Origin of the sequence: Winogradskyella rapida, from assembly GCF_042675845.1 — a bacterium.
Lineage (GTDB): Bacteria > Bacteroidota > Bacteroidia > Flavobacteriales > Flavobacteriaceae > Winogradskyella > Winogradskyella rapida.
Map to the genome: position 1 here is coordinate 327,568 of NZ_JBHTKM010000010.1, position 25,065 is coordinate 352,632.

22 protein-coding genes are annotated in these 25,065 nt (G+C 35.4%); 17 read left to right on the plus strand and 5 right to left on the minus strand.

All coding sequences use genetic code 11. The features are described 5' to 3' along the window. Positions 1 to 40: 40 nt before the first annotated feature. Positions 41 to 418 (minus strand): bacillithiol system redox-active protein YtxJ, encoded by a 378-nt coding sequence (ytxJ, locus tag ACFQ13_RS03310; protein WP_386113987.1) that lies wholly within the window; start codon positions 416 to 418, stop codon positions 41 to 43. Between the two features lie 370 nt (positions 419 to 788). Between ytxJ and clpB the strand changes: the two genes are divergently transcribed. From clpB to ACFQ13_RS03330, 4 genes are all read left to right on the plus strand, one after another. Next, positions 789 to 3,395 (plus strand): ATP-dependent chaperone ClpB, encoded by a 2,607-nt coding sequence (gene clpB, locus ACFQ13_RS03315; RefSeq protein WP_386113989.1) that lies wholly within the window; start codon positions 789 to 791, stop codon positions 3,393 to 3,395. A gap of 649 nt (positions 3,396 to 4,044) precedes the next feature. Next, positions 4,045 to 4,707 carry a deoxyribose-phosphate aldolase gene (gene deoC / locus ACFQ13_RS03320; RefSeq protein ID WP_386113992.1) on the plus strand — a complete coding sequence of 221 codons (663 nt, stop codon included), beginning with the start codon at positions 4,045 to 4,047 and terminating at the stop codon, positions 4,705 to 4,707. A gap of 27 nt (positions 4,708 to 4,734) precedes the next feature. Continuing rightward, positions 4,735 to 5,433 carry a purine-nucleoside phosphorylase gene (gene deoD, locus ACFQ13_RS03325; protein WP_386113993.1) on the plus strand — a complete coding sequence of 233 codons (699 nt, stop codon included), beginning with the start codon at positions 4,735 to 4,737 and terminating at the stop codon, positions 5,431 to 5,433. A 37-nt stretch (positions 5,434 to 5,470) separates the two neighbouring features. Then, entirely contained in the window at positions 5,471 to 5,986 is a 516-nt protein-coding gene (locus tag ACFQ13_RS03330) for a SixA phosphatase family protein (protein ID WP_386113995.1), read from the plus strand. Here ACFQ13_RS03330 and ACFQ13_RS03335 read toward each other — a convergent pair. Beyond that, a complete protein-coding gene (locus ACFQ13_RS03335) occupies positions 5,972 to 6,760 on the minus strand; it encodes a DUF6503 family protein (RefSeq protein WP_386113997.1) in 789 nt (262 codons plus the stop codon). The genes ACFQ13_RS03330 and ACFQ13_RS03335 overlap by 15 nt on opposite strands. Positions 6,761 to 6,969: 209 nt before the next feature. Between ACFQ13_RS03335 and smpB the strand changes: the two genes are divergently transcribed. The 5 genes from smpB (at position 6,970) to ACFQ13_RS03360 (ending at position 12,189) form a co-directional block, all read left to right on the plus strand. Then, on the plus strand, positions 6,970 to 7,428 hold the full coding sequence (gene smpB, locus ACFQ13_RS03340) for an SsrA-binding protein SmpB (RefSeq protein ID WP_386113999.1): 459 nt from the start codon (positions 6,970 to 6,972) through the stop codon (positions 7,426 to 7,428). 217 nt (positions 7,429 to 7,645) lie between these two features. Further along, positions 7,646 to 10,114: a DUF5686 and carboxypeptidase regulatory-like domain-containing protein gene (locus tag ACFQ13_RS03345; RefSeq protein WP_386114001.1), complete on the plus strand. Its 2,469-nt coding sequence runs from the start codon at positions 7,646 to 7,648 to the stop codon at positions 10,112 to 10,114. 9 nt (positions 10,115 to 10,123) lie between these two features. Further along, the gene (locus tag ACFQ13_RS03350; RefSeq protein WP_386114003.1) at positions 10,124 to 10,660 is read left to right on the plus strand and encodes a hypothetical protein; all 537 of its coding nucleotides are present in this window, start codon (positions 10,124 to 10,126) and stop codon (positions 10,658 to 10,660) included. 56 nt (positions 10,661 to 10,716) lie between these two features. Next, on the plus strand, positions 10,717 to 11,100 hold the full coding sequence (locus ACFQ13_RS03355; protein ID WP_386114006.1) for a hypothetical protein: 384 nt from the start codon (positions 10,717 to 10,719) through the stop codon (positions 11,098 to 11,100). 72 nt (positions 11,101 to 11,172) lie between these two features. Continuing rightward, positions 11,173 to 12,189: a TQO small subunit DoxD gene (locus ACFQ13_RS03360; protein WP_386114008.1), complete on the plus strand. Its 1,017-nt coding sequence runs from the start codon at positions 11,173 to 11,175 to the stop codon at positions 12,187 to 12,189. Positions 12,190 to 12,270: 81 nt separating this feature from the next. Here ACFQ13_RS03360 and ACFQ13_RS03365 read toward each other — a convergent pair whose 3' ends face one another. Continuing rightward, complete coding sequence (locus ACFQ13_RS03365) at positions 12,271 to 12,912, minus strand: protein-L-isoaspartate(D-aspartate) O-methyltransferase (RefSeq protein ID WP_386114010.1); 642 nt, start codon at positions 12,910 to 12,912, stop codon at positions 12,271 to 12,273. A 274-nt stretch (positions 12,913 to 13,186) separates the two neighbouring features. Between ACFQ13_RS03365 and ACFQ13_RS03370 the strand changes: the two genes are divergently transcribed. From ACFQ13_RS03370 to miaA, 8 genes are all read left to right on the plus strand, one after another. Continuing rightward, entirely contained in the window at positions 13,187 to 14,146 is a 960-nt protein-coding gene (locus tag ACFQ13_RS03370; RefSeq protein WP_386114012.1) for a Gfo/Idh/MocA family protein, read from the plus strand. A 180-nt stretch (positions 14,147 to 14,326) separates the two neighbouring features. Further along, positions 14,327 to 15,220, plus strand: coding sequence for a 3-hydroxybutyryl-CoA dehydrogenase (locus ACFQ13_RS03375; RefSeq protein ID WP_386114014.1), 894 nt, complete (start codon positions 14,327 to 14,329; stop codon positions 15,218 to 15,220). Positions 15,221 to 15,460: 240 nt separating this feature from the next. Next, positions 15,461 to 16,699, plus strand: a complete 1,239-nt coding sequence (locus ACFQ13_RS03380) for a DUF1015 domain-containing protein (RefSeq protein ID WP_386114017.1) — start codon at positions 15,461 to 15,463, stop codon at positions 16,697 to 16,699. 51 nt (positions 16,700 to 16,750) lie between these two features. Continuing rightward, positions 16,751 to 17,413 (plus strand): YggS family pyridoxal phosphate-dependent enzyme, encoded by a 663-nt coding sequence (locus ACFQ13_RS03385; RefSeq protein WP_386114019.1) that lies wholly within the window; start codon positions 16,751 to 16,753, stop codon positions 17,411 to 17,413. Between the two features lie 56 nt (positions 17,414 to 17,469). Then, complete coding sequence (locus ACFQ13_RS03390) at positions 17,470 to 18,834, plus strand: exonuclease domain-containing protein (protein WP_386114133.1); 1,365 nt, start codon at positions 17,470 to 17,472, stop codon at positions 18,832 to 18,834. Positions 18,835 to 18,840: 6 nt separating this feature from the next. Beyond that, positions 18,841 to 20,787: a DUF3857 domain-containing protein gene (locus ACFQ13_RS03395; protein WP_386114020.1), complete on the plus strand. Its 1,947-nt coding sequence runs from the start codon at positions 18,841 to 18,843 to the stop codon at positions 20,785 to 20,787. A 27-nt stretch (positions 20,788 to 20,814) separates the two neighbouring features. Beyond that, positions 20,815 to 21,711 (plus strand): ion transporter, encoded by an 897-nt coding sequence (locus tag ACFQ13_RS03400; RefSeq protein ID WP_386114023.1) that lies wholly within the window; start codon positions 20,815 to 20,817, stop codon positions 21,709 to 21,711. 15 nt (positions 21,712 to 21,726) lie between these two features. Beyond that, positions 21,727 to 22,641 (plus strand): tRNA (adenosine(37)-N6)-dimethylallyltransferase MiaA, encoded by a 915-nt coding sequence (miaA, locus tag ACFQ13_RS03405; protein ID WP_386114026.1) that lies wholly within the window; start codon positions 21,727 to 21,729, stop codon positions 22,639 to 22,641. 89 nt (positions 22,642 to 22,730) lie between these two features. Here miaA and ACFQ13_RS03410 read toward each other — a convergent pair whose 3' ends face one another. Then, on the minus strand, positions 22,731 to 23,435 hold the full coding sequence (locus tag ACFQ13_RS03410) for a response regulator transcription factor (RefSeq protein WP_386114028.1): 705 nt from the start codon (positions 23,433 to 23,435) through the stop codon (positions 22,731 to 22,733). 9 nt (positions 23,436 to 23,444) lie between these two features. Further along, a complete protein-coding gene (locus ACFQ13_RS03415; RefSeq protein WP_114310444.1) occupies positions 23,445 to 24,980 on the minus strand; it encodes a sensor histidine kinase in 1,536 nt (511 codons plus the stop codon). Positions 24,981 to 25,065: the final 85 nt, after the last annotated feature.

The window sequence follows — 25,065 nt, forward strand, 5'->3', positions numbered from 1 at the left end:
TTAACGTAACACTACATTAAGGGCTGTTTATTTTTAGGGTCTATATAAATTTTTCTAAATCCATCTCATTTATAGCCCCATGAGAGCCGTGAGCCACCACAACACCATTTTTTATAATTAACATTTGCGGAGATTGGTGTACGACTTCAAATTTTGTCCCAATAGCATCAGATACCGCTCTGTAACTTAATAGATCTAAAAAATGTAAGTCTATATTAAGGTCTAAATTATAATCCGAAACAAACTGTTTCAATACCATTCTACTAATTCCACAACGCGTCGAATGCTTAAATAGGAGTTGCGGTTTAACCATAGATTTTTCAGCAATAACATCTAATTGCGCCACCTCTTCTAAAGATTGCCATGGTAACACCTTTTCTTCTTTTGGCTCTGAACTGCCGAATATTTTCTTAAACATACTTTATCTTTTAATCGTGTTCCCCCTAAATATAAGGTCGCACATTCTACACTATAATACAATTTAATTTTTACTTTCAAAAACAATAAAAGCCCTAAACTGACGCTAGTCATACTTTAAGTCGAAATAAAGTAGTATTCTTACAAAAAGACAAAACGTCATTATAAATCATTCAAAATAAGACATTTTGTCGTGCTTTACCTACTTTTTAATAATGGTAAGATAATTGACTATAGCTTATCAAAACAACGCCATCTGAGGCGATGTTAAGGTCTATCAAAAGCGGTCTAACTTCTAGATGTCTTTTGAATGACGAAACCAAATGTTAAACTAAAAAAGACACCTGTTTTTTAGAACAGGCATAAAAAAGATGAATTTTAATAATTACACCATTAAATCGCAAGAAGCCATACAGCAAGCGCAACAACTGGCTCAAGGCTTTGGTCATCAGCAAATAGAGAACGAACACATTTTTAAAGCCCTCTTTAATGTTGATGAAAACGTCCTCCCTTTTATCTTAAAGAAGTTGAACGTCAACGTTACAATGCTTCAACAAGTTTTAGATAAAGAATTGGAGAGTTTCCCTAAAGTTTCGGGTGGTGACCTGATGCTTTCGCGTGAAGCGAGTAAAAGTTTAAATGAAGCGTCAATCATTGCAAAAAAAATGAACGATGATTTTGTTTCTATTGAACATCTTATCGTTGCTATTTTTAAATCTAAAAGCAAAATAGCTCAGATTTTAAAAGATCAAAGCGTTACAGAAAAAGGATTAAATGCAGCTATTGAAGAACTTCGAAAAGGCGATAGAGTTACCTCTCAAAGTCAAGAAGACACGTACAACTCCCTATCAAAATACGCTAAGAATTTAAATCAATTAGCTAGCGATGGCAAATTAGATCCGGTTATTGGTCGCGATGAAGAAATTAGACGTATTCTTCAAATTTTATCGCGTCGTACTAAAAACAACCCCATCTTAGTTGGGGAACCAGGAACCGGTAAAACGGCGATTGCTGAAGGGCTTGCCCATCGAATTATTGATGGAGATATTCCTGAAAACCTTAAGGATAAACAAATTTTCGCCTTAGATATGGGGGCACTAATTGCTGGTGCTAAATACAAAGGTGAGTTTGAAGAACGTCTTAAATCTGTAATAAAAGAAGTTACGGAAAGTGATGGAGACATCGTTTTATTCATCGATGAAATCCATACGCTTGTAGGCGCTGGTGGCGGACAAGGCGCCATGGATGCCGCTAACATCTTAAAGCCTGCCTTAGCCCGCGGTGAGTTAAGAGCTATCGGTGCCACAACATTAGACGAATATCAAAAATACTTTGAGCAAGACAAAGCTTTAGAGCGTCGTTTTCAAAAAGTAACCGTTGATGAACCAGATACCGAAAGTGCGATTTCTATTCTAAGAGGAATTAAAGAAAAGTACGAAACGCACCATAAAGTGCGAATCAAAGATGAAGCTATTATTGGTGCCGTAGAACTCTCTGAGCGCTATATTACCAATCGATTTTTACCGGATAAAGCCATTGACTTAATGGATGAGGCAGCTTCTAAATTACGTATGGAAATCAATTCTAAACCTGAAGAATTAGACGTTCTAGACCGTAAGATTATGCAACTTGAAATTGAGCATGAGGCCATTAAACGTGAAAAAGATGAAACAAAACTTAAAAGTTTAAAAGCGGATCTTGCTAACCTTAAAGAAGAACGTAACGAGCTTAATGCGAAATGGAAATCAGAGAAAGAAGTTGTAGAAAACGTTCAGAATATTAAGCAAGATATCGAAACCTTTAAAATTGAAGCGGAACGTGCCGAGCGTGAAGGCGATTACGGTAAAGTTGCCGAAATTCGATACGGAAAGATCAAAGAAGCGACGGAGCAACTTGAAAACTACCAAAAACAACTTGCCGCACAACAAGAAACCTCTTTAATTAAAGAAGAAGTTACTTATGAAGATATCGCTGATGTTATTGCAAAATGGACTGGAATTCCGGTGACCAAAATGCTACAGAGTGATCGTGAAAAATTACTTAAACTTGAAGATGAACTGCACAAACGTGTGGTAGGACAAGAAGAAGCCATTGAAGCTGTTAGTGATGCGGTACGCCGCTCTCGCGCTGGATTACAAAATCCGAATAAACCGGTGGGTACCTTCCTATTTTTAGGAACTACAGGTGTGGGAAAAACCGAATTAGCAAAAGCATTAGCAGAATATTTGTTTAATGATGAAAATGCGATGACTCGGATTGATATGAGTGAATACCAAGAACGCCATGCCGTAAGTCGTTTAGTGGGGGCACCTCCAGGATACGTGGGTTATGATGAAGGCGGACAACTCACAGAAGCCGTGAGAAGAAAACCTTACTCTGTGGTCTTGTTAGATGAAATTGAAAAAGCCCATCCCGACACCTTTAATATTCTTTTACAGGTCTTAGATGAAGGCCGATTGACAGATAACAAAGGGCGTGTGGCCGATTTTAAAAACACCATCATTATCATGACCTCTAATATGGGAAGCCATATTATACAAGAGCGTTTTGAAGCCACAAAAGATGTTGCTTCTGCTATGGAATTAGCTAAAATTGATGTCTTGGCTCTATTAAAGCAAACGGTAAGACCAGAGTTTTTAAATCGTATTGATGATACCATAATGTTTACGCCACTGTCTAAAGAAAACATCTTGGACATTGTAGGACTCCAACTTAAAGGCATCACCAAAATGATTGCGCAACAAGGAATCACTTTTGACGCCACTCCGGAAGCTGCACGTTATTTAGCGGACAAAGGCTATCATCCAGAATATGGCGCACGACCTGTAAAACGTGTGATTCAAAAAGAAGTTCTTAACGCATTGAGTAAAGAGATTTTATCAGGAAAAGTCTCTACGGATAGCATTATTCTACTTGATGAGTTTGATAAGCAATTGGTCTTTAGAAATCAAGGGGATTTAGTCACTGAAGAGTTTTAAATTAAAACTTTGAGGCATTAAATTACATTTTTAAACACCTTTAAAAGCAACATTTAGTTTTCGATAGGAAACCAAGAGTGTTGCTTTTTTCATGCCCTTTTTTTACGCTAAAAACTTATAAATAAAAGTACGACTACAAGCGGTGGCCTATATTAAAATTTTGACATTCTAGTATCAGACTAAGGGCTTTTCATAAGTCAAATAAACGTTCAAAACTTAGGAAAAACACTTCAATTTTAATTTCAAAATATATTAAAACAAAGACTGATTTAGGAGCATAAAATCCATTACATGTTATGAAAATAAGTTGTAATAATTCAGGCTTCAATTCAGAAATCAAAAAAGACATTTAAGAAAAACAATGCAGGTATTGACTTTATTTTAGGTAAAACAACTCCTAAATGGTTAAGAAACATTTTTTTAATCAAATTTCATACACCCCTAAAATTAAGGGGTTTAAAGCCGTGTTTTTAACTTTTCGACCAAATGCACTATAAATTTACCCAATTTATTGTGCTTTTTATCGGAGAAATACTTAGTTTTGTCGAGCTATTTAATCCTTCCCTTTAAGTTTATTACCGATGTACTGAAATCTTTAATGAGATGACGACATCATTCAATTTATAGTATAACCCTACTTATATAATAGATGAATTTAAATCGATACCTAGACCACACTTTATTAAGTGCCTCTGCCACCGAAGCAGACATTTTACAACTTTGCGAAGAAGCATTGAAATACAATTTCTATTCCGTATGCGTGAATAGTAGCAATGTAATCCTCGCCAAACAAGCCTTAGGACATTCTGATGTTAAAATCTGTACTGTCGTAGGATTCCCTCTTGGAGCGATGTCTACTGAAGCTAAAATTTTTGAAGCTAAAAATGCCATAGAGCAAGGCGCTACTGAAATCGATATGGTTTTAAATATCGGTCGTTTAAAAAGTAAAAATTACCTCGCAGTTCTTAAGGATATCAGTGACGTAAAGCGCGCTATTGGCTTTACAACCCTTAAAGTTATCCTAGAAATTAGCGAACTCTCTAAAAATGAAATCGTAAAAGCTTGTGAAATCTGTATGGATGCTAAAGCCGATTTTATAAAAACCTCAACCGGATTTTCTAAAAGTGGCGCAACCCTAACAGCGGTAAAAATTATGCGTAAAACCGTTCGTGACCAGGTTAAAATTAAAGCTTCTGGAGGTATTAGAGATGCTGAAACAGCTCAGAAATACATTGATATTGGTGTTGACCGCATCGGAGCTTCGGCGGGTGTTGCCATGATGAATGAGTTAGCCGCTAAAGCTGCTTATTAATTGCGCTACTTTGCTTAACTTTGTACTATGAGTGTACACATCGGAGCAAAAAAAGGCGACATCGCAGAGACCATCCTATTACCAGGAGACCCATTAAGAGCAAAATGGATTGCTGAAACTTATTTTGACAATCCATTTTGTTTCAATGAAGTTAGAGGCATGTATGGCTATACAGGGACCTATAACGGAAAACGTGTTTCTGTAATGGGAACAGGTATGGGCGTCCCAAGTATTTCTATCTACGCTAACGAACTTATTACCGAGTATGGCGTAAAAAATCTTATTAGAGTAGGAAGCGCTGGCTCCTACCAAGCCGACGTTAAAATTAGAGATGTGGTTTTGGCCATGTCAGCTTCATCAACCTCTGGGGTTAATGAATTACGTTTTGGCGGTGCGGACTATGCGCCAACTGCAAATTTCGGTTTATTTATTAAAGCCGTAGAAGCTGCCCGTTCTAAAAATATTCCTATCAAAGCCGGAAATGTTCTATCTTCAGATGAATTTTATGAAGACGATAAAGAGTCCTTTAAAAAATGGTCTAAATTCGGTGTCTTATGTGTAGAAATGGAAGCCGCCGGCTTATATACCATTGCCGCTAAACACAGGGTAAATGCCCTTGCCATTCTAACTATTTCAGATTCTTTGGTTTCAGGAGAATCAACAACTAGTAAAGAGCGCGAAACCACCTTTAAACATATGATTGAAGTCGCATTAGAATTGGCTTAAATTTAGAATACGCACAAGTTCTCCAATTTCAACAGTTATGAGAAAACAGATTATAATTTTATTAATTGCTGCAATAGGCCTAGTCTCTTGCAAAGACCAAGTGCCATCTAATACTGCGAGTACAAGCACCTATTACCTCATTAGGCATGCTGAAAAAGATCGGTCTGATGCTTCTAACAAAAATCCTGATTTAAACGAAAAAGGACTGAAACGTGCACAACATTGGGCAGATTATTTTAAGTCAATCCCTTTTGATGCCGTATATACTACCGCCTATAAGCGTACGGAACAAACAGCACAACCCACAGCAGAAGCTAAGCAATTAGCGGTTCAATATTATAATCCTTCAGACCTTGAGATCGACAAGTTTATCAGTAAAACCCAAGGCAAAACCGTGTTAATCGTTGGACATAGCAACACCACCCCAAAATTTGTTAATGCTTTATTGGGTGAAGAGAAATATGAGGCTATTGCTGATGATAATAATGCCAACTTGTATATTGTGACACGCTCTGAAGATCAAACAAAATCGGAGCTCTTAGTCGTTGACTAATTCTACAGTAACGTTCTCCAATTCAATTTTAGACAATAATTTTAATGAATTGGCCTCAAAGGCTTTTCCTAAATCTTCTAGTTTTAAAGCGGCATCGTCGGTTTTAAAATTATTATAGTCCACAAATCGAAGTCCACCGCGGTAACGCTCGTTATAAGCCTCTCTAAAGCGCTGCCCTCTTCCACTTTCCTCTTCATAAGAATAAGCAAGGTAATCTACCTTAAAGCTATCGGTATGAATCCAATATATAAATTCGTCTTCAAAATCTTCCCCTCCACCGTCTTGATCAAAGGTGACTTTAATTTTATAATAAGCTTTGTCCTTAATGGTTTCTGTCCCTAAAAGCGTTTTATTTACGGCTTTATCGTTTAAGCCATAAGGCAGCACAGAGAAATAATGAACAGAATTTACAGAAGCCTCATAATTTTTAGCAATGGAATCTTCAAGCTGTACAAAAGCATCATTCTTATAACGCTCATACCCCACATTGCTTAACATATCAAAAATAGAATCTGTCCCTTCCACTTTAAGTCTTACCAATAAAAACTCATGATTCTTACGAAGCGCTTGGTAATAAACATCTCTAAATTCAAACTTCAAACTCGATTTTTGAAATCGCTCACCTCCCGCTACATCAATAGCTTTATCAATAATTTGGTTTGCCGTTAATGCGCTTTCAACCGTTTCAGTAGGTGTTACGGTATTCGTCTTTGCATTTTCATTTTTACATCCTAAAATAAAGATTAAGGCTGCGAGGAAGAAGTAGTTTTTCATATCATTGGTTTTACAATACTGCAGTCGCTAATGTATAGCTTAGATTACAGAATTATCCTAAATTCATGATAAAGGTTGCTTCAAAAGGTTTACAAAACGCCCAGAAAGCATGACGCTAAAGACGATCTAAAACCCAAACAGAAATCCCTTTCATTTTTTATATCTATAAGACTTCAAACTTCACACATACTTTCTTATCTTTGCCCACCATGCAAAAAACCGTCAACATACTCAATAGAAAAGCCAAGTTTCATTATGAAATTTTGGATAAATACACCGCTGGAATCGTGCTTTCTGGTACGGAGATTAAATCGATACGATCTGGACAAGCGTCTATCGCTGAAGGATTTTGTGAATTTAATGACAAAGGTGAACTTTTTGTAATTAACATGACGGTTGAAGAATACAAATACGGTACCTATTACAACCACCGACCTAAGGCTGAACGCAAGCTATTGCTGAATAAAAGAGAGCTAAAAAAGTTAGAAAAGGAAGTGAATATTAAAGGGAATGCTATTGTTCCGTTACGCTTGTTTATTAACGACCGTGGTTTGGCTAAACTTGTTATAGGCTTAGGAAAAGGTAAAAAACTTTACGATAAGCGCGATACCATTAAGGATCGTGACAATAAGCGAAACCTAGACCGTATTAAGAAGAACTTCCGCTAAGCGCTTTCTCAGCATCGACTTCATTTTATTTTTTTGCGTTAAATTTAGGGCGGACTCGCGTTTACTTTAAACTTTCGTCTATATTTATCTGGCCTTAAATTAGGGTCTTAACGTTCATTTTTAGTTGCGACTTTTATGATGCCTAACATTTAGATCACTTTACCTGTGGTTTAATGGACTAAAAGGGTCGTACATTAATTCATCAATCTCATCGTCTATGCAAAAACAATTCTTCGGTTTGTTGTGCCTCATCGCCACCACACTCGTTTCAGCCCAAATTAAAGGAAAAGTCACCGACCAAAACAATCAACCACTTCCTTTTGTAAATATTTTAATTGAGAATACCTACAAAGGCACAACGAGTAATGACGATGGTTTTTATGAACTAAACATAACCACTCCAAAAACCTATACGCTTGTCTTTAGCTATTTAGGCTATAAAACGGTAAAAAAAGAGGTACAGATTAGCCAGTTTCCTTATGAATTAGATATGGTTCTTATAGAAGAATCCGTGTCTTTAAACGAGGTGCTTATCGATTCTGAAACGGATCCGGCTAATGCCATAATACGCCAAACCATTGCCCATAGAGAAGCCAACCTTGCTAAAATAGAATCCTTTAAAGCCGATTTCTATTCGCGCGGATTACTTAAAATTGTAGACGCGCCAGAAAAAATAATGGGTCAAGAGCTAGGAGATTTGGGTGGTGGCTTAGACTCTACCCGCAGTGGTATTGTTTATTTATCTGAAACCATTTCTAAAATTCAATTTCTAAATCCCAATAAGCTGAAAGAAAAAATTACAGCTTCAAAAGTAAGTGGTGATAGTAATGGATTTAGTTTTAATAGTGCACTAGACGTAGACTACAATTTTTATAACAATACAATTTCTTTAGGAAATGAAATCATCTCTCCTATTGCCAATAATGCTTTTTCCTATTACAATTATAAACTTGAAGGAATGTTTTATAACGAACGAGGTCAGCTCATTAATAAAATAAAGGTAATTCCTAAGCGCAAAAATGATCCGGTTTTTTCTGGATTTATCTATATTGTTGAAGAGCAATGGACGCTTTTCGCTATAGAATTGAGCCTTACCGGAACTCAAGCTAAAATTCCTATTGTTGATCAGCTATCGTTACAGCAAAGTTTTTCGTATTCTGAAAATCATGAGCTTTGGGCATTAATTTCTCAGAGTATCGATTTAAAATATGCTCTTTTTGGCATTAAAGGTGAAGGCCGATTCACTGCCGTTTATAGCAATTATGAATTTAATATTGGACTCAGCAATAAAGACTTTACACGTGAAATTGTAACGTATGAAAAAGAGGCCAATACCAAAGATTCTATTTTTTGGAACAGCATTAGACCGGTCCCACTAACGGCTGAAGAACGTACCGATTACACAAAAAAAGATAGTCTTCAGGTGCTGCGCGAATCGCAACCTTATTTAGACTCTGTAGACCGCGTTAAAAACAAATTTAAAGTAAGTAACATTCTTGGCTACACCTATCAAAACTCCATTAAAGATTACCGCTTAGGTTTTAACATTCCAACCTTAAAAGCCGTACAATTTAACACCGTACAAGGTTATACCGCTAATGCCGATGTGTTTTACACCAAAAAATACGATGCCTATAATCGGTATTTCAATATCGATGGTTCTCTGCAATATGGATTTTCAGATCAGCGATTTCGGGCTTCAGCATCTATGATTTACAAATTTAATAGTATTACAAATTCATTTTTAGTGTTATCGGGTGGTGTTAGCGCAGAACAATTTAGTCCCTCTACGCCCATAACTCCACTGATAAATACGGTGAGTACCTTATTTTTTGAAGACAACTACATAAAGTTATACGACAAAAGCTACTTAGCCATCAATTATGCTGAAGAACTATTTAACGGTTTCAGAATTTATGCTGGTTTAAGTTATGAACGACGAAAAGCTATCTTTAACACCACAGACCAAACCTTTTTTAATGATGACGATGATGCTTACACCAGCAACAATCCTTTAGACGCCCTCGCTTTTGGGACTGCGCCTTTTAACACCCACCATACCCTCAAAGGAAATCTTGATGCCCGTATTAATTTTGGACAAAAATACTTAAGCTATCCCGATGCTAAATACAATGTGAATAATGAAGATTATCCAACCTTATACTTAGGCTACGAGACCAGTTTTGCGGCATCAGATCAGGACTATAATTACCATCAAATTAAAGCAAGCCTCAAACAAGCCTTCAACATTAAAGACAAAGGCCGTTTCCATTATAACCTAAAAGCAGGAAAGTTTTTTAATGCCGATAACATTGCGTTTATGGATTACCAACATTTTAACGGCAACCAAACTCATGTAAGCACTTCTGGAAATTACACCAATGTGTTTAACAATTTAGATTACTATACCGCTAGCACCAATGACGCTTATTTTGAAGGCCATATTGAGCACGACTTTAATGGTTATATCCTTGGAAAACTCCCGCTACTGAACAATTTAAATTTTAATTTGGTTTTAGGAATGCATGTTTTAGCACAACCTAATTTCAGTCCTTACCAAGAATACTCTGTAGGTGTAGACAATATTGGTTGGGGAAAGTGGAAATTTCTACGCGTTGACTATTTGCGCTCTTACCAAAGCGGATTTCAAAGTGATGCCGTTGTATTTGGTTTGAAATTCTTTTAAATTTACCCCATGAAAAAAATTGTTTTAACAGCCCTCCTACTCACGCTGTCTTTTGGAGCTTTTGCCCAAGACGATGTTGAAGAAAAAGATTACACATCCAATGTTGCCACTTTAAACAGCACTATTGAATCGCTATACACCGTAATTTCTGGCGATAAAGGTTTTAAACGCGATTGGGATTTATTTAAGCATTTGTTTCATGAGAATGCTAAACTTATTCCTGCTAGAAAATCGAGAAAGGATGAATTGAAAGTCCGCTATATGAGTGTTGACGATTATATTTCAACTTCAGGAGAATGGTTAGAAACCAATGGATTTCATGAAAGAGAAGTGCATAGAACGGTTGAATCTTTTGGGGCCATCACCCAAGTTTTTAGCACTTATGAAGCCTATAAAACTAAGACAGACGAGGTTCCTTTTCTAAAAGGCATCAATAGTATACAACTCTTCAATGACGGTACACGATGGTGGATTATCAATTTATTATGGACCCAAGAAACCGAAGACACACCAATTCCTGCAACCTATTTACCACAGGAAGACTAATGCAGAATTAACTTAAATTTTGCAGTATTTCAATATTATCATTTCATATTTGTGCCTTGAAATTACCTTTACACATAAAAAAAATCAGCGGTGCCCTAGCCCTTTTAGGGCTCATGGTTTTGTTGGTATTTTCACCTTGTAAAGTCAGAAATACAATTCAAAACTCCTTAGAAATTCCAATTACCAAAGTTTCTAATAAAAGTATTTCTTCATTAACAAATACCCTCTGCAAGTCTTCTGTAGAAGCCTACAATAGCCACTTAACAGCTTATAAGAAACTTCAATTTTCAGTTGCCACAACGCCCAATTTAAAAAACTTTAGCTTATATCGTGGTCTTGTCTTAAAGCCTTTGCTGGCACTAACTTATCGCGCTAGAGGCGAAATACCTCCCTTAGCGCCTTATTATATTCTCTATAAACATTGTAAGGCTTATCTATAATTTGTTTTCTAAACAGCATCCTAGCGACTTTCGCTAGCAGAAAATTAGTTTACACATTTATAGATATATACAATGAAATTACCTCTTAAAAATGACTCGGGTTTTTTAACCCTTTCCTTACGTATGGTGGTCGGTTGGACCTACTTTTCAGCCTTTTTTAGACGCACCATTTTAGCCGACAAATTAGATCCTGAAACCGCAGGCTATATTGGCGAAAAATTCAACCATTTCCTCCCTAATGCCTTAGGCATTAAACCCATGATTCTCTACCTCGTTGAAAATCCTGATATTTTATGGTATCATATGGTTGCCTTCACCATAATAGAAGGCCTTGTAGGACTTTTTATCATTTTCGGATTGTTCACACGCTTAATGAGTATTGGCGTATTCGGACTTGCCATGGGCATTCTTTTAGGCTCTGGTTGGATTGGAACCACCTGCCTAGATGAATGGCAAATAGGCGTCCTTGGTATTGCAACAGGATTCGTCCTATTCCTAACCGGAAGCGGCCGCTATTCCATAGACTATTACCTCTTAAAAAAGCAAGCCACAATCACAAAAACAAAAGGATTTGCTTGGTTGGGCTCTGGCCTTATTCCTTTAAAGAATAGTCTATTTTCAAAAATAGTGCTTATCGGTTCGTTTTTCATCTTAGGACTTACCTTATACACCAATCAGGTGTTTCACGGAGGACTTTGGGGAACTTTACATAATAAATCCGTTAAACCTAAATTAGAAATTACAGAAGCGCAGCTCCAACAAGATCATCTTTCTTTCGATCTCTTTAGAACCGAAGGTGTAGATGTTTATGGGGCGTGGATTATTAAAATGGACTTAAGTGATGCCAATGGTGATGTGATATGGTCTTTAGATCAGTCTCAATTAGCCCATTTAAACGAAGGTGCTATTGATAATTATTATGTCGCACAGATACAACCTGGAAAACATAGTTTAATTGTGCCTTTAGGGGCCAAGGCCCGTTTACATTTTAGAAATGAGACACTCAAAACTTTAGCCAAAGGAACGTATACCTTGAAAATAACGGACATTAGTGGACTCCATTGGGAACACAAGATCTCTAAACCCTAAATAAAGAAACGCCTAAAATTGTACGATTGAATTGACAATTTTAGGCGTTCTATTTTTATAAGATGACTTTAGGCCTCAGCTTTAGTTCTTATCTTCTAACATAGGTACAAATCGGAAATCTCCAAACTCATGTTTTTCAAATTCCTTAGGGCCTTTTCTAATAAATAAGGTCATGACCTGTACATTTTCTCCAACAGGAATAACCAAACGACCACCAATAGCCAACTGACTTAAAAGCGGATTAGGAACATAAGGCGCTCCTGCTGTAACAATTATACTTTGAAATGGTGCTTCTTCTGGTAAACCCTTATAACCGTCACCAAAAATTAACTGTTTCGCCCGATACCCAATTTTAGGTAAAAAATTAGAAGTCTTTTTATAAAGCTCTTTTTGGCGCTCTATACTATAGACTTTTGCTCCGAGCTCTAAAAGTACCGCGGTTTGGTAACCACTCCCTGTTCCTATTTCTAAAACTTTATCATCCGGACTCACTCGTAACAACTCCGATTGAAAGGCCACGGTATATGGCTGTGAAATGGTTTGGTCTGCCGCAATAGGAAACGCTTTATCCTGATAAGCATGGTCTATAAATCCTGAATCCATAAATAAATGCCTAGGAATTTTCCCTATAGCTTTTAATACCTTATGGTCTTTAATTCCTTTATTAACAAGGACCTCAACAAGTTGCTGACGCATCCCTTGATGCTTAAATGTATCTTTCAAAGCGTAGATTAGTTTCTGCTAAAATAAACCAAAGAAAAGCAATTTCCAACCCCAATAAACGCATTTTATTATCCTAAAATCCCCATGTCATAAGTAAAAACTCAGAATATCTCACAACACTAAATTGGCAAATTATGCTGTTAATGAGCTTGTAGAGTCTTAAAAATCACCTTAAAATTCGCACTATTTCACCCCGTTTTAGACCCTGAGATTTTGTAGGTTCTTATTTCAATTTCTAAGTGAAAACGACTATTTTTGTTAAAAACAGAAAAACATGCTGAAAGCTGGTGTTCTTGGTGCTGGTCACCTTGGTAAAATTCATTTAAGATTACTCAACCAATCGGATAAATACGATCTTGTTGGTTTCTACGATGCCGATCCTGAAAACGCAAAACGCGTTGTTGAAGAATTTGGTTATACCTATTTCGATTCTATAGACGCTTTAATTAAAGCCGTTGATGTGGTTGATATCGTTACACCGACACTCTCGCATTACGAGTGTGCAAAACAAGCCATAAAACAAGGAAAACATGTATTTATAGAAAAACCTATAACCAATACTGTTGAGGAAGCTGAAACCATTAGAGCTTTGGTTGCAGAACACGGTGTTAAAGGACAAGTAGGACACGTAGAACGTTTTAATCCTGCTTTTACCGGAGTAAAAGATCAGATTAAAAACCCTATGTTTATAGAGTGTCATCGTTTGGCTGAATTTAATCCACGTGGAACCGACGTTCCGGTGGTATTAGACCTTATGATTCATGATATTGATATTATTTTAAGTGTTGTACAATCTACAGTTACCCACATTTCTGCAAGTGGTGTATCTGTGGTCAGTGAAACGCCCGATATTGCTAATGCACGTATCGAGTTTAAAAATGGCTGTGTCGCTAATTTAACCGCGAGTAGAATTTCACTTAAAAACATGAGAAAAACACGTTTCTTTCAAAAAGACGCGTATATCTCGGTAGACTTTTTAGAAAAGAAATGTGAGGTTGTAAAAATGAAAGATGCTCCGGAAACTCCTGGCGATTTTGATATGATTTTACAAAACGCAGAAGGCGTTAAAAAACAAATTTATTTCGATAATCCTGACATTGCTAATAACAACGCGATTTTAGATGAACTTGAAACGTTTGCAGAAGCTATAAATACCAACACAAAACCTATAGTAACACTTCATGATGGTACAGAAGCTTTACGTGTTGCCAATATGATTATCAATCAATTTTAAGACTTACAACGTTTAGGCCTTCGGGTTTTATTTAAAAATAAAACCCTTAGCTTAAAGCTTTATAGTATAACTAAATAAACGCTTTACTTTATATAAATAGATAAAGCATTAACAAAATTCTTATTTCGCCCACGTAAGAATTCCTTCGCTCTAGGAAGGCTAATTTGGGCTTTTTTATTTATGAAAAACATCGCTGTTATAGGTGCAGGAACTATGGGGAATGGTATTGCCCATACCTTTGCACAATCTGGATTTAAAGTACAACTTATTGATCTTAACGACGCCTCTTTAAAACGTGGAATGGATACCATTGCTCGTAATTTAGACCGTATGGTTGCTAAAGAAAAAATAAGTGCTGCTGATAAGGCAGAGACCTTAGGCAACATTACTACATTTACCGACACCCAAGAAGGGGTTAAAAATGTAGACTTAGTTGTAGAAGCCGCTACGGAAAACCTAGACTTAAAGCTTAAAATTTTTAAACAACTAGACGAGGTTTGTGAAGCACACACCATTTTGGCAACCAACACCTCATCAATATCAATCACTCAGATTGCTGCGGCAACCTCAAGACCAGAACAAGTTATTGGTATGCACTTTATGAATCCGGTGCCAATAATGAAATTGGTTGAAATTATAAGAGGTTATAACACGAGTGATGCAGTGACCACAAGCATTATGGAACTCTCAAAAACACTTGGTAAAGTTCCAACAGAGGTCAATGATTACCCTGGTTTTGTAGCCAATCGTATTTTAATGCCAATGATTAACGAATCTATAGAAACCCTCTATAATGGTGTTGCTGGAGTTGAAGAAATAGATACTGTTATGAAGCTAGGTATGGCACACCCAATGGGACCATTACAACTGGCTGATTTTATTGGTTTAGATGTTTGCCTATCGATTTTAAACGTTATGTATGACGGATTTAAAAACCCAAAGTACGCCCCTTGCCCACTGTTAGTCAATATGGTAATGGCTGGAAAATTAGGCGTTAAATCTGGAGAAGGATTTTATGATTATGCAGAAAGTAGAAAAGCAGAAAAAGTGTCTGAACAGTTTGCAAAACACTAAAGCCCAATTTTAAGCTTTACAGTTTTTTTTTAGAGCTGTAAAGCTTAGCCCTCGGCGATGGTATTGAAGCCACACGATTCTATTTAAAAGGATTCTTATTTTAATGTAGGTTCATTTTTAATTGAAAGCAAAAGGCGTAACAGCAATTTATAAGACTTCAACCCAAGTAGCGTCTATAACAAAAAGCATCGTTATTTTAGTTCAAACTCCATACTTAAAGACTTATACTTTTAAATATCCATGCCGAATATTATTCCATTTAAAGCTGTAAAACCCACAAGAGCCATTGTAGGCCTCGTTGCGGCGCGCCCTTATCAAAGTTATACTTTAGATGAGCGCGAGTCCAGAATGGCCTATAATCCTTTTAGTTTTCTTCATATCGTCAATCCAGGTTATAAATATGATCAGGAAGTTACCGGTAAAGAACGCTACCGAATGGTTCAAAATCGTTATTTAGAATTTAAAGAAGACGGTATTTTTGTTCAAGATGAAACCCCATCGTTTTATGTCTATAAAATTGTAAATAGACATGGGCATGAGTTTAATGGTATTATAGCGGCAGCTAGTGCTGAAGATTATGAAAAGAATCTGATAAAAAAGCACGAAGACACTATTGCTCAACGTGAAGAAACCTTTAAATCTTACCTTCAAACCGTAGGCTTTAACGCTGAGCCTGTATTACTAACGTATCCTGACAATGCCGTCATTGCAGCGATTATAAAAGACACGCAAAAAGGTTATGCCGAGTTTGAGTTTACTATGACCTATAGGGATACGCATTATCTCTGGAAAGTAGAAGACCCTAAAACTATTGGTATTATACAAGAGGAATTTAAAAAGATGAAAACGGTTTACATTGCCGATGGACATCACCGCTCAGCATCCTCCTATCTTTTATATAAAGATGAAAGAGCTAAAAACCCGAAGCATCAAGGCAATGAGTCTTACAATTATTTTATGTCTTATTTAATTCCGGAATCGGAATTGGTTATTCAAGAATTTAACCGCTTGGTAAAAGATCTCAACGGGTTTACTAAGGAAGAATTTTTAATTCAGCTCGATACCACTTTCAGGATAGAAAATAGAGGCATTATGCCTTATCAGCCTAAAGAGGCGCATCATTTTAGTATGTATTTAGATGGTGAATTTTATTCTTTATTTTTAAGAAAAACGGCCTATGAGTTTCATACGGCATTAGATGCCTTAGATGCACAGATATTATATAAAACCATTCTTCAGCCTTTATTAGGTATTGACGATTTAAGGCATAACGACAGAATTTCGTATGTTAATGGTCAACACGAAATGGTGACTATAAAAAGCAGTGTAGATAGCGGTGCGTTTAAAGTGGGTTTTGGTTTATGCCCCTCTAACGTACACCAAATGAAACAAATTGCCGATGAAGGTTTAACCATGCCGCCAAAAAGCACCTATATTTTACCAAAATTAAGGAGCGGCATTACCATTTATGAATATTAAAGAACTACAAATTATTAAAGCTAACGCATTTTATAATTCATTTACAAACTCATGAGCATTACAAAACATTTAAAAGAAATAAAAGCAAGCCTACCGGAAACTGTAACATTGGTTGCAGTGTCTAAAACAAAACCTGTTTCAGATTTAATGGAAGCTTACAATGCTGGTCAACGTATTTTTGGAGAGAACAAGATCCAAGAAATGGCTGAGAAACATGCCGAAATGCCAAAAGATATTGAGTGGCATATGATTGGACACGTTCAGCGTAATAAGGTTAAATATATGGCCGAATTTGTAAGCTTAATTCATGGTGTAGACAGCTTCAAACTCTTAAAAGAAATTAATAAACAAGCCGAAAAGCACAACCGCATTATAGACTGCTTATTTCAAATTAAAATTGCCGAAGAAGATAGCAAGTTCGGAATGTCTGCTGATGAGGCTTCACAACTGTTAGCATCGGAAGAATTTTCAGAATTAAAACATATTCGTATTGTTGGTCTCATGGGAATGGCTACATTTACAGAAGACCTTGAACAGGTTGAAAATGAGTTTCAATACTTAAAACGCACTTTTACTGCGCTTAAAGCCGAGCATTCAGAACTTCAAATTGTAAGTATGGGAATGAGTGGTGATTATGAGCTGGCCATTAAAAATGGAAGTACTATGGTTCGTGTAGGAAGTCGTATCTTTGGATCTCGGAATTACAATAACTAGTTCTCAATGCTGTAGCAGTTTTCTGCCTACGATTAAACCTTAAAATTTATAACGTTATTTACGCAATATTAGACATAGAAACCACCGGTGGTAAGTTCAATGAAGAAGGCATAACTGAGATAGCAATTTATAAATTTGACGGTCACGCCATTGTAGATCAGTTTATTTCTTTGGTTAATCCGGAGCGCGAAATTCAACCTTTTGTCGTCAATTTAACAGGCATAAATTCTAATATGCTTAAAAATGCGCCTAAGTTTTACGAAGTTGCAAAACGCATTGTTGAAATTACGGAAGACTGCATCATCGTTGCCCATAATTCTTCTTTTGATTATAGAATTCTAAAGACCGAATTTAAACGTTTAGGCTTTCCTTTTAAACGCAAGACCCTTTGTACTGTTGAGCTCTCACAACAACTTATTCCAGATATGCCCTCTTACAGTTTGGGTAAACTCACCCGTTCTTTAGGCATACCTATGAGCGACAGACACCGTGCTAATGGTGATGCTATGGCTACGGTGAAGTTATTTAAAATGTTGCTTCATAAAGATTTAGATAAAGCTATTGTTAAGGACGCTATTAAGGTGGAAAAAAAATCGAGCATAGCGCCTAATTTAAAAGATATCATTGACAACTTACCTTCAGATACAGGCGTGTATTACATCCATAATGCGGATGGCGAAATTATCTATATCGGTAAGAGCAATAATATAAGAAAACGTATTGTTCAGCATTTTACGGGTACCAATTCAAAATCAAAAAAAATACAACGCTTAGTCAATACGGTAACCTATGAAAAAACGGGTAGTGAACTCGCCGCGTTATTAAAAGAAAGTGCTGAAATAAAAACGCATAAGCCTATTTTTAATAGGGCTTTAAGACGTACCATTTTTACACATGCCTTATACCAATATACAGACAGCAACGGCTATATTAATCTAGAAATAGACAAATCTAATCGTCAAGAAACGCCTATAATCACTTTTAGTACGCGCTTAAGTGCTAAAAACTTTTTGTTTAAAGCGGTAGACCAATTTGAGCTTTGTCAGAAATTAACCGGTTTATATACCACTAAAAGCGGTTGTTTTAAATACGATGTTAAAGAATGCGAAGGGGCTTGCATTAATGAGGAACCTGTGGCGGCATACAACCAACGTGTAAAGCAGCTTATTGACAAGTATAGCTACCAAAACAAGGACATGCTGATTATAGATCGAGGACGTACCATTGAAGAAAAAACCGTGTTTTTAATTGAGAACGGTATTTTTAAAGGAATGGGATACTTTGATTTAAATCATCAAATCAATAATAGAGCTATTCTATCGTCAATCATTACGCCGATGGAAAACAATAGAGATACGCAGCATATTATTCAGAATTATATGAGGCGTAATAAGCGATTAAAAATAGTAGATTTAAAATAGATTTTCATGAAATTAAGGTTGTTTATCGTTGTATTTTTTATCAGCATTATTGGTTTTTCTCAAGAATACAATACGGCTATGTCTGTTTCTAGAAGTGATTTAGAACTCACCTCTTACAGTAAAGACTCTACTGCAAATGCTCTTGTTATTTACGATTATGGTAACAGTTTTGTGGATAAAAATACATTTTGGCTTAGAGTACAAAATCAAAGAAAAATAAAAATTTTAAGACCCGAAGGAATAGAACGAGGCCAATTTGAAGTTAAACTCTATAAAGGAAAATCTTCTGAAGAAAAAATTGAAAACATTAGTGCTACGACCTACAATTTAGTTAATGGGAAAATTGTTAAAAGTCATTTATCTAAGGACGCTATTTTTAAAGAGGAAAATGAAAACTATACTTTAGTAAAGTTTGCTTTGCCACAAGTAAAAGTAGGAAGTGTTTTAACGGTTAGATATGAAACACAATCTAAATTTATGTCTAAATATCAGCCGTGGTATTTCCAAGGACAAGACCCTGTAATGTACAGCGAATACAACACTAGTATTCCTGGTAATTACGAATATCATGTAAAATTAGTTGGTGGTATTCCTTTAGACACTAATGATGTTAGTTTAGAAAAAAAATGTTTAGAAGTGGGGCGTAATGGTTATTCAGACTGTGGGATTTCTAAGTATGTGATGAAAAATATACCCGCCTATAAATTGGAAGATTATACCACTACAGAGTTAAATTATATTTCTAGAATAGAATATGAACTAAGTGTGTTCCGTGGATTTGATGGCGTTGTTAAGAAAATAGCCAAAACATGGAAAAATGCGGATAAAGAATTAGAGACCGATGGAGATTTTGGAAGACAGATTAGTAAAAAGAGTCTCGTAAAAAATGTATTACCAGAGTCCATTTCTCTAATTTCTGATAAGCTAACTAAAGCGAAAGCTATTTATCAATTTGTTCTTGATAATTATAAATGGAACGGTAAATCTGAAAGGTATGATGTTTCAATAAAAACTTTAAATAAAGAGAAAGTAGGAAGTTCTTTTGAAATTAATTTACTCTTAGAAAATTTATTAAATATTGAAGGTATCAAAGCCTACCCTATCTTAATATCTACCAGACAAAATGGTTTAATAACTAAAATCTATCCTGTACTTAGTGACTTTAACTATGTCATCCTAAAAATTACAATAGATGAAAAAAGCTATTATTTAGATGCTACTGATCCTTTTCTCGTTTTTGGAGAATTACCTTTTAGAACTTTAAATCAATACGGAAGACTTATAGATTTTGATAATGGAAGTCATTGGGAAGATATCATTGTTAATGACAACTCTTTAAAATCACACAGTATAGAGTTATTTTCATATGAAGATGACCATTTTACAGGAAGAATAAACAGTAATTCTAAAGGGTATTATTCATATAATAAAAAAAAACAGTTTGAGGAAAACTCTACAAATTATAAAGAGAACAGCATTAATAATTACACTGATATTAAAATCATTGATCATAACATTAATGATTACGATAAAACAAAGTCAGAATTTAATGAAACTTTAAATTTTTCTTTAGAACCTGAAATTATAGGTAACAAAATTTACTTAAACCCCTTTATTTTAAAATTTTTTAATAAGAACCCTTTTCAATTACAAGAAAGAACATACCCTATAGATTTTGGTTACAAAAGCATTTTTATGTATAAAGTAAAAATAGATCTTAATGATAATTTAAAAATAGTAGAAATGCCTTCTTCCGTTAATTATGCCTTACCTAATAATGGCGGACGAATACTATTTAATACCAATATGAAAGATGAAGTACTAACGCTTTATTTTAAAATCCAATTTAATAAACCCATTTATTTACCTGAATATTATCCTTATCTAAAACAATTTATGGATAAGGTTGTAGAACTTCAAAACAATTCAGTAATTGTTTTAGAAAATCAATAGTGATACTTTTTTAGACTTTTAATGCCTATGGATTCTCAACAAAAACAAAAATGGAAACATAAAATTCACGAAGTGATTTATGAGGCCGACACACCCTCTGGTAAACTCTTTGATATTATTTTATTGGTACTCATCATCTTCAGTATCATTTTGGTGATGTTAGAAAGTATTGCAAGTATTGATGAAGAATACCATCAACTCTTATATGTCGGTGAATGGGTGGTGACTATTTTGTTTTCTGTTGAATATATTTTACGCATCATTTCCGTAAAGAAACCCTTAAAATATGTCTTTAGTTTTTTCGGTATCGTAGATTTTCTCTCTACCATACCTATGTATTTATCCTTTGTTTTTGTAGGCTCACAAGCGTTGGTCACCTTACGTGCGCTTCGTCTGTTAAGAGTCTTTAGAATTCTAAAATTGGCGCGTTATCTCGGTGCTTCTAATCATTTAAAAGCCTCACTTATTGCTAGCCGCGTAAAAATTATGGTATTCTTATTTGCGGTGATGATTACGTCGGTCATTTTCGGAACCATTATGTATTTGGTGGAAGGCGAGGCTAATGGTTTTGACAACATACCCAAAAGTATCTATTGGTGTGTGGTTACCTTAACCACTGTAGGTTTTGGAGACATTGCGCCACAAACGGCCTTAGGACAACTTATTACAACTTTTATTATGATTTTGGGTTACGGAATTATTGCTGTACCTACCGGAATTGTTTCTGCTGAGTACATTAGATCTGGAAAACAGAGCGATGATGAAAAAAAGTCTTTAGAATCTAATAACTACGATCAGGAAAATGACCCTACACAACATGTAACCATTCATCTGAACTCGCAACATTGTTCTAACTGTCATGTCTCTAATCATAGAGATAATGCCGACTTTTGTTACAATTGTGGTAACCAACTCCACCTTTAACCTTTTAAAATACCAATGGCACACCCATCCCCTAAATTTCTTATTTCTATTGTAGGCCCAACGGCTATTGGCAAAACGGCTTTAAGTATAAAATTAGCGCAGCATTTTAATACCGAAATTATTTCGGCCGACTCGCGTCAATTCTTTAAAGAAATGAATATTGGTACTGCGGTACCCTCTACTGAAGAATTGCAGGCTGCTCCACATCATTTTATTCAAAATAAATCGATACAGACCACTTATAACGTTGGAGACTTTGAGCGTGAAGCCATTTTAAAACTTCAAGAGTTACACCAAAAACAGGACGTTGTAGTCATGGTAGGCGGTTCGGGCTTGTATGTAAAAGCTGTAAAGGATGGTTTAGATTATTTTCCGGAGGTTGATGCGCAGATAAGAACAGATCTTAATGCCAAATTTGAAAAAGATGGTTTAGAAGTTCTTCATGAGCAATTAAAAACTTTAGATCCTAAGGCATACCGTACCATTGCTATTGATAATCCTAAACGGGTTATTAGAGCTTTAGAAATTTGTATTGGCACTGGACAACCTTATACCTCCTTTTTAACCGATCCTGAAAAAGAGCGTCCGTTTAAAACTATAAGTATTGGACTTAATGCCGAGCGTTCTATAATCTACGATCGTATTAACCAACGTGTAGATCTTATGGTTGAAAATGGCTTGTTAGATGAAGTAAAAGGATTACTCCCTTATAAAGATCTCAATGCCTTAAATACGGTGGGTTATAAAGAGCTGTTTCAATATTTTGAAGACCATCATAGTTTAGATTTTGCCCTTTCTGAAATAAAAAAGAACACACGACGCTTTGCTAAACGCCAGCTTACCTGGTTTAGGAAAGATCCTTCCATAGAATGGTTTGATTATAAAACCGATATCTCACAAATTATAAGTTATATAGAAGCTCAACTTTAATTTTGAAAGGTTGAAGTTTGTCTTATAAAACACAAAAAATCCAGCGGAATTAACCACTGGATTTTTTTATAAATCTAATTTATTTGGACTTATTTGTTTACCACCAATCTAAATCCTTCTCCATGTATATTTAAGATTTCTACACTTGGATCTGGTTTTAAATACTTACGTAATTTCGCAATATAAACATCCATACTTCGTGATGTAAAGTAGTTATCATCACGCCAAATTTTTGTTAATGCTAATTCTCTAGGCATTAAATCATTTTCATGTAAAGCTAAAAGGCGTAATAATTCATTCTCTTTAGGAGATAATTTAGACGGTTCGCCACCATCAAATTTAAGGAAACGCAATTTAGAGTTAAGATCAAAGCGCCCAATTTTAAATTCAAATTGTTTGCTATCTGCAACGGTGTCTTTAGCTTTACGTTGCATAATGGCCTTGATTTTCATCAATAAAACTTCACTATCAAAAGGCTTATTAAGGTAATCATCTGCCCCCACTTTATAACCTTTAAGAACGTCTTCTTTCATAGCCTTAGCGGTTAAGAAAATAATAGGCACATCTTCATTCTTTTCTCTAATTTCCTTAGCCAAGGTAAAGCCATCTTTATAAGGCATCATGACATCTAGGATACAAAGATCATAATCATCTTTTTTGAATTTTTCAAAGCCTTCCATTCCGTTTTTGGCATGGACTACTTCGTAATCATTCATCATTAAATAATCTTTTAAAACAGTTCCAAAATTTGGATCGTCTTCTACCAAAAGAATTTTTTTATTTTGCTCTTCCATAATTCGTTTTTATGATATTAACGGCATCTTTATTATAAAAGTACTGCCTTTTCCTTTTTCACTTTCTACTGAAATATGACCATGATGGTCATCTACTATTTTTTTAACATAGGCTAAACCTAAGCCATGTCCTTTTACATTATGTACGTTTCCGGTGTGTTCTCTATAAAATTTTTCGAACACACGTTTTGCTACCGCTTTAGACATTCCGTTACCCTGATCTACCACTTTTAAAATAATGCTATTCCCTACATTTTCAGTATAAACATCAATCATTGGTGCATTATCCGAGTATTTTATAGCATTGTCTAATATATTAACCACCACATTAGTAAAATGCGTGTCATTAGCCAATATAGAAGTATGCTCTGCGTCTAAATGGCTTTTTACATAACCTTGTCTATCTTCTACTATTAACTCCACATGGGTAATGGCATCCTCTACTAAGTCGTGCATATCTAGGCGTTCCTTACTAATATTCAGCTCATTTTTATCAAGCTTAGAAATACGCAACACATTTTCTACCTGCGCATGCATCCGCTTATTCTCTTCTTTAATCATGCCTAAGTAACGTCTTACCTTTTCTTGATCGCAAATAATTTTAGGATTTTTTATAGAGTCTAAAGCTAAATTTATAGTCGCAATAGGGGTTTTAAACTCATGCGTCATATTATTTATAAAATCGGTCTTAATCTGAGAAATCTGTCGCTGTCTTATCAATTGATAAATAGCGCTAGAATAAGCTAAAATGATAATTCCTGTAAAAACAATAGACAATACAATCATCCATAAAATTGAGGACAACAGGTATTTTTTTCGTCCTGTAAAGTCAACCCAAAGATTGTAACTACTTTCATTATTACCATCTAAAAAAACAGGCACTCCATAGGCTTCCCCATCGATTAACTCAAAATTTTCAGATCTTACTTTAGTCGCTAAATCATCATCATAAATGGCAAACTCAAAATCTAAATCAATTCCTTCTGCTCTTAACTCGCGCTTTAAAAAGGTTTCTACTTGCGCAGCAGAAACACGCTTATAAACAGGAGTGTCTTTTAACAAGGTCTTAAAGGTATCTTCATATACCTGCTTATCTAAAGCACTTAAAGACGAATATTCTCTTAATTGTGTTTGTGGGTCTATTCTTCTATTACCATCAATACTGGTATTATTATATGTTTCGGTAACCCGTTCACTAGATAATTTACTAACGTTAAAACTATCGGCATCAATTTCAAAGAACAAAGAAGGCACTTTAAAGCGTTCTTCTAAAACGGTATTACGGTGAATAATGGTCTTATCATTAACATCATCTTCCGTAGCAATAAATAATTGTTTAATGATTGAGGAATCGGCCTTATTGTCTTGACTTAAGTAAGGCTGAAGCTTCATAAAGTAATCGCGATACTCATAGTCTTCAATAGCCTGAGACACCAAACTTAATGATCGTCTTACACTAAACGTAAAATTTTTATTCTCATTTTCTAAACTGTTGTTTATGAAAAATGCTTGTACAAAAATAATCCCTATGAGCGATAAACTCATTAGGACTATTAATAACACGAATAGTTTTTTGTTCATTTCCCAAATTTAACATTTTAACATTTAGTGCAAATTAGGTTTAACCTAA

Bases quoted from the DNA above. Each gene is read 5' to 3' on its own strand.
- ytxJ (WP_386113987.1), bottom strand. From the start codon at position 418: ATGTTTAAGAAAATATTCGGCAGTTCAGAGCCAAAAGAAGAAAAGGTG.
- clpB (WP_386113989.1), top strand. From the start codon at position 789: ATGAATTTTAATAATTACACCATTAAATCGCAAGAAGCCATACAGCAA.
- deoC (WP_386113992.1), top strand. From the start codon at position 4,045: ATGAATTTAAATCGATACCTAGACCACACTTTATTAAGTGCCTCTGCC.
- deoD (WP_386113993.1), top strand. From the start codon at position 4,735: ATGAGTGTACACATCGGAGCAAAAAAAGGCGACATCGCAGAGACCATC.
- ACFQ13_RS03330 (WP_386113995.1), top strand. From the start codon at position 5,471: ATGAGAAAACAGATTATAATTTTATTAATTGCTGCAATAGGCCTAGTC.
- ACFQ13_RS03335 (WP_386113997.1), bottom strand. From the start codon at position 6,760: ATGAAAAACTACTTCTTCCTCGCAGCCTTAATCTTTATTTTAGGATGT.
- smpB (WP_386113999.1), top strand. From the start codon at position 6,970: ATGCAAAAAACCGTCAACATACTCAATAGAAAAGCCAAGTTTCATTAT.
- ACFQ13_RS03345 (WP_386114001.1), top strand. From the start codon at position 7,646: ATGCAAAAACAATTCTTCGGTTTGTTGTGCCTCATCGCCACCACACTC.
- ACFQ13_RS03350 (WP_386114003.1), top strand. From the start codon at position 10,124: ATGAAAAAAATTGTTTTAACAGCCCTCCTACTCACGCTGTCTTTTGGA.
- ACFQ13_RS03360 (WP_386114008.1), top strand. From the start codon at position 11,173: ATGAAATTACCTCTTAAAAATGACTCGGGTTTTTTAACCCTTTCCTTA.
- ACFQ13_RS03370 (WP_386114012.1), top strand. From the start codon at position 13,187: ATGCTGAAAGCTGGTGTTCTTGGTGCTGGTCACCTTGGTAAAATTCAT.
- ACFQ13_RS03375 (WP_386114014.1), top strand. From the start codon at position 14,327: ATGAAAAACATCGCTGTTATAGGTGCAGGAACTATGGGGAATGGTATT.
- ACFQ13_RS03380 (WP_386114017.1), top strand. From the start codon at position 15,461: ATGCCGAATATTATTCCATTTAAAGCTGTAAAACCCACAAGAGCCATT.
- ACFQ13_RS03385 (WP_386114019.1), top strand. From the start codon at position 16,751: ATGAGCATTACAAAACATTTAAAAGAAATAAAAGCAAGCCTACCGGAA.
- ACFQ13_RS03395 (WP_386114020.1), top strand. From the start codon at position 18,841: ATGAAATTAAGGTTGTTTATCGTTGTATTTTTTATCAGCATTATTGGT.
- ACFQ13_RS03400 (WP_386114023.1), top strand. From the start codon at position 20,815: ATGGATTCTCAACAAAAACAAAAATGGAAACATAAAATTCACGAAGTG.
- miaA (WP_386114026.1), top strand. From the start codon at position 21,727: ATGGCACACCCATCCCCTAAATTTCTTATTTCTATTGTAGGCCCAACG.
- ACFQ13_RS03410 (WP_386114028.1), bottom strand. From the start codon at position 23,435: ATGGAAGAGCAAAATAAAAAAATTCTTTTGGTAGAAGACGATCCAAAT.
- ACFQ13_RS03415 (WP_114310444.1), bottom strand. From the start codon at position 24,980: ATGAGTTTATCGCTCATAGGGATTATTTTTGTACAAGCATTTTTCATA.